Here is a 6,115-nt window from a genome sequence, read left to right as displayed (position 1 = left end):
GGTCAGAGCGCGGATGTGGATAACATTGTGGTGCAGGATGTGTGCCCCGACAACCACGGTGGACACATGTTCATGACCTACAACCCGACGGTGATTGACCTGGTGCTCTCAGAACTCGGTGCGGTTTCCCGCGACCGCGTGCGCTGTGCCCCCGTCCCGCTGGGGTATTCCATGCCGGACGTCATGCTTTTCGACGCTCCGCGCAAGCTGCTGGGTGGCACGGACAGACCCACTCCGGTGGATCTTTCTACTATGTGATAGATATAACAGCGTTGCTACTGGGGTGACATGACGCGCGCCCCACCAGCGAAAAACTAGTGGATGACAGAAAACCCGTGTCGGTGCGTGCGTTCCCGCAGGCCCGCTTGACTTGCATGAGGCAAGAAGGAAACGAAAAATATAAATCGGCCCCAAACTGTTGAACCGAGCTTTTTAAACCAAGCTTTTTAAACCTAGCCGCACGCAGGAACATCCCGGTGGGTGTGCGAGGAGATTGGAAAAATAACATGTCCGTTGATGAACAGGTGTCCAGCTACTACGACATGCTGCTGAAGCGCAACGCTGGCGAACCCGAATTTCACCAGGCCGTCGCAGAAGTACTCGACTCCCTCAAAATTGTCTTGAACAAAGACCCGCACTACGCCGACTACGGTCTCATCCAGCGTCTGTGCGAACCGGAACGCCAGTTGATCTTCCGCGTTCCGTGGGTTGACGACAACGGCGATGTCCAGGTCAACCGCGGCTTCCGCGTCCAGTTCAACTCCGCGCTCGGCCCCTACAAGGGCGGCCTGCGCTTCCACCCCAGCGTCAACCTGGGCATCGTGAAGTTCCTCGGCTTCGAGCAGATCTTCAAGAACTCACTCACCGGCCTGCCCATCGGCGGCGGCAAGGGTGGCTCGGACTTCGATCCCAAGGGCCGCTCCGACGCAGAGGTCATGCGCTTCTGTCAGTCCTTCATGACCGAACTGCAGCGTCACATCGGTGAATACACCGACGTTCCGGCCGGCGACATCGGCGTCGGCGGTCGCGAGATCGGCTACCTGTTCGGTCAGTACAAGCGGCTGACCAACACGTACGAGTCGGGCGTCCTCACCGGCAAGGGCATCACCTGGGGCGGATCGCAGGTTCGCACCGAGGCCACCGGCTACGGCGTCGCGTACTTCGTCGCCGAAATGCTCAAGGCAAAGGGTGAAGGCCTCGAAGGCAAGAACGTCGTGATCTCCGGATCCGGCAATGTCGCCATCTACGCAATCCAGAAGATCCACCAGCTCGGCGGCGTCGCGATCGCCTGCTCGGATTCCTCGGGATACATCGTGGACAAAAAGGGCATTGATCTCGACCTCCTCAAGGAGATCAAGGAAGTTCGCCGCGGCCGCATCAGCGAGTACGCCGACGCAGTTCCGCATGCCGAGTTCATCGCCGACGGTTCCATCTGGGACGTGCCGTGCGACGTCGCACTCCCCTGCGCGACTCAGAACGAGCTCGACGAAGATGCCGCAAAGACCTTGATCGCCAACGGCGTTCAGGCCGTTGCCGAAGGCGCGAACATGCCCACCACCCCCGGTGGCATCCAGCTCTTCCGTGACGCGAACGTAGCCTTCGCACCCGGCAAGGCGGCCAACGCCGGTGGCGTTGCAACCTCCGCTCTCGAAATGCAGCAGAATGCTTCGCGTGATTCCTGGAGCTTCGAGTACACCGACGAGCGTCTCGCCGGAATCATGCGCGGCATCCACAAGCGCACCATCAACACCGCTGCCGAATACGGAAAGCCCGGCGACTACGTGCACGGCGCGAACATTGCCGGCTTCGTGAAGGTGGCCGACGCCATGATTTCACTGGGCGTCATCTAGAGATTTCCGCACCACAGACAGCAGTACAAAAAGGGTGATTTCACCCTGAACCGGTTCCCGTACATCGGACTGGTCGAATCAATACCTAGGCCGCGAGGGCCCTGGGTCCGCGAGGACCCAGGGCCCTCGAGCTTGATCTGAGCAAATCGCCCGCGACGAGCACCGTAGGCGCGGCAATGATCCCAGACGGAACTCGTGGTGTCCTCCGAAACCGTTTTCCGCTCTGACGTCGAAAAACACCGTAAGTGGACGATTGTTTAGGTCCGCAGCGCGTGGGGCATATGGACTTATCTTCACATTTGTCCATTTCACAGTTGGACGATCGTTCATGTGGTAGAAATCACAACGCCTGGCGCAATTCGATCCGCAAATTTCAGCGGCGAGTATGCCCCCGAACAAGGCCTCAGCGTGTACCCCGCTTCGTAACGCGCCGAGCCTCCGGGTGCCTGTGCCAGGCGACGCACCTGTCTAGAGGAGGCCACCCATGTCCCCAGCGCTGCTGAACAACCCGGGACCGCTCATGTTGGGAGGCAAGCCCGCCTCCACAGCGGTCAACGACGTCATCCCACTGGCAAGCGATCTCGTAGATCACCTGTCCCGTGCCAACCCGACGTTGACTTCCCTCCAAACGGAGGCAGTACGTCGGGAACTGATTGCGGTGATCGTGCAGGGGCTCCAAGTGGGGATCCAGCTATTGGATCACCGCAAACTTCCCACCGACCAAGAGTTGGACGGCATTCACACGATGACCGTCCAACAAGCATTGAAAGGCGTGCCACTCAGCGCGATCCTCAACTTGACCAACGAGGGCATCAGCACTTTTCGCACCCTCATCCTCAGCCGGGCCGACGCCGAGGACTCCGCCAATCTCGGGGATCTCAACGAGTTCTTGTTCGCACTCGCGCAGCGGCTTCACTCGTTCATCTCGATCAGCTATCTCTCGGCTCTCCCAGCCGGTTCCCAACTCGGGGAATACTCCGCCGGCGCTCTCGTGAAAGCCATGCTGGACGGCGACGATCCCACCCAGCTTGCGTTGCAGATGGGCGTTGAACTCGCACCCCGCTATCTCGTCCTGCGGCTCCTGGTGAACCTGCCGCCCATCCGCCCGGGAGCACGCAACGGCAACCACCAGCGCATACAGGCCTACCGTGACCTCTCCGTCGCTCAATCGAAAATCGCGGCCCACTTCGGGTCGGCGCTGCTCGAAGCTCCTGCACCGCAACGTGGTCTGGTCCTGATCGAGGGCACACCCGACTGGGGAACAGTGTGCGAGGTCATCCAACGTGCACGCGCAACGGTCGGGGTGGAGATCACAGCAATCGCCGAGAACGCCGCGGTACGAGATATCGCCGCCGCCCAAGCAACCACTCACGAATTGGCGCAACTCGTGCGGCGCCTGAGACTGCCGGCGCGGTCCTACCGAATGGAAGACCTCGCGCTCGAGTATCAACTCACTCGGGGTGGCGCAGGCCGCGACAGCTTGATCAATCTTCTCAAGCCACTCGACGGCAATCCGGAACTGCTACAGACATTGTCCATACATCTCGCCAACGGCCAGCATCGTCAGCGCACCGCGTCGGCGCTCGGCCTGCACACCAACACCGTCGACAATCGAATCAAGCGCATCGCAACCCTGACCGGATTGGATCCGGCCCTGCCCTCTGAACTGCTCAAACTGCGCGCTGCCATGATCTCGCTGACCTTCGCAAGCACTGATGTGGACAATCGTCCAGCGAAAATGTGAACACTCACATCCTCGCTATTAGCTGTCCACGTGTGGCGCCTGGACCCCACTTTTCCGCTCCGAACCGGGCTATAAAAGTGTGGTGCGAATCACCGCGCAAACCAGTAACAATTAAGGGGAAACACATGATCAACGGCCAGGATAACGCTCTCCTCGGTGCCTTCTTCGACACCATCCTGCAGCTCTTCAACGCGGGCAGCACCGGCACGGGCTCGACGGATGGCGGCGGCGTCTCCTAGGACGAATCTCGGGCCCTGTGCGAGAGAATTTCTCGCGCAGGGCCCGCTCCAAGCCGCCTGACACTGTGATGGCGGTGACCACGGTGACCACCACGTCGCCACCGCTGAAACCAGGAGCAAGCACATGATCGCCGCACCAACCACAGGCGCTTTGGCCGTCGTCTTGAACACCGTCCTACAGATGTTCAACGCCGGCAGCAGTTTCCTCTACACCGACAACTCTCCGATTGGCGGCGGCGGCGAAACTCCCACGACGCCTGCTCCCTGATCGACTTACCCGCTCGCATCACACAGTCGCGGCACAGACAGGAACCACCGTGATAAACCAGCACACCCTGGGCAGCCTGGTCATCGACTTCGGCTCACTCTCCCGAGCACTCGGGTTCGGCAACGGCTCCATCGTGTCGCTCGGCAGCACCGGAAGTGGCTGAAAAAGCCCGCCTGACCACGTCGACGATCCCGTCGCCGCTCACCTTCTCACCACATCTCGAAACAGAAAGCAGGTCCCCCTGTGCCTACAATTCCGCTCACCGGCGACCCCATCGTCATCAACATCATCGTCCAGCTACTGAGCGCGGGCAGCAGCAATGCACTCGCACTGGGCGGAGTCGGTAGCAGCGGTCTCGGTAGCACCGGGCTCGGCAGCTTCGACTCGGCGAGCCTCGGCAGCGCTGCTTAGGACCTCACTTGTGATCGGTGTTCGATCCGCGTCTTCGGCCGCCGAAACAGTCCACGAAACCCACGTTGCCCTCCGTCATCTGTGACGGAGGGCAACGTGGTCGTTCAGGCGAAACGGCTCGCGGTTGCGCGATCAGGCCGTCCGCCGCGGTGAATCAACGCCAGTCTTCAGGTGGATCGCTGTCGTCGTGCTCGATGGTCACGGACTCCGAACGATCGTCAGCTGCAGCCTTTTTCGCTGCTTCACGCATCTCGATTCCGTCGGACACCCAGTCGCCGATCTCGCGCGTCACGTCTCGAACGGCCCCGGCGATGATCATCGCGATCGAGCCCACGTGGTTGGCTGCACTTTCGGTCAGTTCCTGGACCGTGTCCTTGCGGCGTTCGAATTTCCCGACCATCAGTGTGTGCCTCTCAGGCTGCAGTTCGCTGGCGCTCGACGATAACACCGGGAGGGGTCGTCGACTTGACCAAACCGGGCGGAAGAGCGAGCTTGAAGATCTTGCCCCATACCGAACCGATCTGCTTGAAGAACCCACCGGTGTTGTACGGCAAACCGTACTTCCCACACAATTCTTTCACCTGGGGAGCGAGTTCCGGATAACGATGCGCAGGCAGGTCCGGGAACAGGTGGTGCTCAATCTGGTGCGAGAGGTTGCCGGACATGATGTGGAAGAGCGGGCTTCCCTCGATGTTGGCGCTGCCGAGCATCTGACGCACGTACCACTGCCCGCGAGTCTCGTCGGCCGTCTCGTCCTCGGTGAAACTCTGGACACCGGTGGGGAAATGGCCACAGAAGATGATCGAGTACGTCCACACGTTCCGGACCAGGTTGGCGGTGACATTCCCCGCGAGAGTGGTCACGAACAGCGGCCCCGTGAGAACCGGGAAGATGACGTAGTCCTTGAGGACCTGCTTGCCCGCCTTGTTCCACCAGCCCTTCAGAAGCGGCTTGACGTCGTGCCACTTGCGTTTGCCCTGGATGACGTTCTCGATCTCGAGGTCGTGCATCATCACGCCCCACTCGAAGAGCATCATCAAGGCAAAGGCCCAGACCGGATTACCGAGGTAATAGGGGTTCCACTTCTGCGCGTCGTCGATACGCAGGATGCCGTATCCGATGTCGCGGTCTTTGCCGAGAATATTGGTGTACGTGTGATGCATGTAGTTGTGCGAGTGACGCCACTGGTCGGCCGGGCACACCGTATCCCATTCGAAGACTTCGGAATTGAGCCCTGGTTCACGCATCCAGTCGTACTGACCGTGCATGACGTTGTGGCCGATCTCCATGTTGTCGAGGATCTTGGACACGCTCAATGCACCGACTGCCGCGAGCCACACCGGAGGCAGGAAGCCGAGGTACATCAAGCCGCGACCTGCGACCTCGAACCCGCGCTGAGCCTTGATGATCTTGTAGATGTACTCCCGATCCTCCGCCCCGAGCGAGGCGACGGTGCGATCGCGCAATGCGTCCAACTCGCGGCCGATCTCCTCGACCTGCTCGTACGTCAGGACGACGGGAGCGTCGTCCTTCGCATCGGAACCGTTGCCGAGGAACGGGAGGGTGGGAAGTGAAAGTCCAAACATGTCGGTCTCCAGACAGT

The 6,115-nt window shown here is 60.5% G+C and carries 6 protein-coding genes and 1 pseudogene; 5 read left to right on the top strand and 2 right to left on the bottom strand.

Translation table 11 applies throughout. From position 1 onward, the window contains the following. From RWT78_RS13765 to RWT78_RS13745, 5 genes and pseudogenes are all read left to right on the top strand, one after another. Positions 1–258 (top strand): annotated as a pseudogene (locus RWT78_RS13765) (hypothetical protein); the annotation flags it as partial. Between the two features lie 248 nt (positions 259–506). Further along, positions 507–1,850, top strand: a complete 1,344-nt coding sequence (gdhA, locus tag RWT78_RS13760; RefSeq protein WP_314676223.1) for an NADP-specific glutamate dehydrogenase — start codon at positions 507–509, stop codon at positions 1,848–1,850. A 484-nt stretch (positions 1,851–2,334) separates the two neighbouring features. After that, entirely contained in the window at positions 2,335–3,594 is a 1,260-nt protein-coding gene (locus RWT78_RS13755; protein WP_003945374.1) for a CdaR family transcriptional regulator, read from the top strand. Positions 3,595–3,957: 363 nt separating this feature from the next. After that, on the top strand, positions 3,958–4,101 hold the full coding sequence (locus RWT78_RS13750) for a hypothetical protein (protein ID WP_003945326.1): 144 nt from the start codon (positions 3,958–3,960) through the stop codon (positions 4,099–4,101). 243 nt (positions 4,102–4,344) lie between these two features. After that, the gene (locus RWT78_RS13745) at positions 4,345–4,512 is read left to right on the top strand and encodes a hypothetical protein (protein ID WP_003945367.1); all 168 of its coding nucleotides are present in this window, start codon (positions 4,345–4,347) and stop codon (positions 4,510–4,512) included. Between the two features lie 154 nt (positions 4,513–4,666). On the opposite strand, the gene RWT78_RS13740 is transcribed toward RWT78_RS13745, so the two are convergent. Further along, positions 4,667–4,912, bottom strand: coding sequence for a hypothetical protein (locus RWT78_RS13740; protein ID WP_003945295.1), 246 nt, complete (start codon positions 4,910–4,912; stop codon positions 4,667–4,669). Positions 4,913–4,925: 13 nt separating this feature from the next. Beyond that, positions 4,926–6,098: an acyl-CoA desaturase gene (locus RWT78_RS13735; protein WP_064689260.1), complete on the bottom strand. Its 1,173-nt coding sequence runs from the start codon at positions 6,096–6,098 to the stop codon at positions 4,926–4,928. Between the last annotated feature and the right edge of the window lie 17 nt (positions 6,099–6,115).

The sequence above is a fragment of the uncultured Rhodococcus sp. genome (genome assembly GCF_963525155.1).
GTDB lineage: Bacteria > Actinomycetota > Actinomycetes > Mycobacteriales > Mycobacteriaceae > Rhodococcus_F > Rhodococcus_F qingshengii.
The sequence above is the reverse complement of the archived record's forward strand: the minus strand, read 5'-3'. Positions and strand labels throughout refer to the sequence as shown.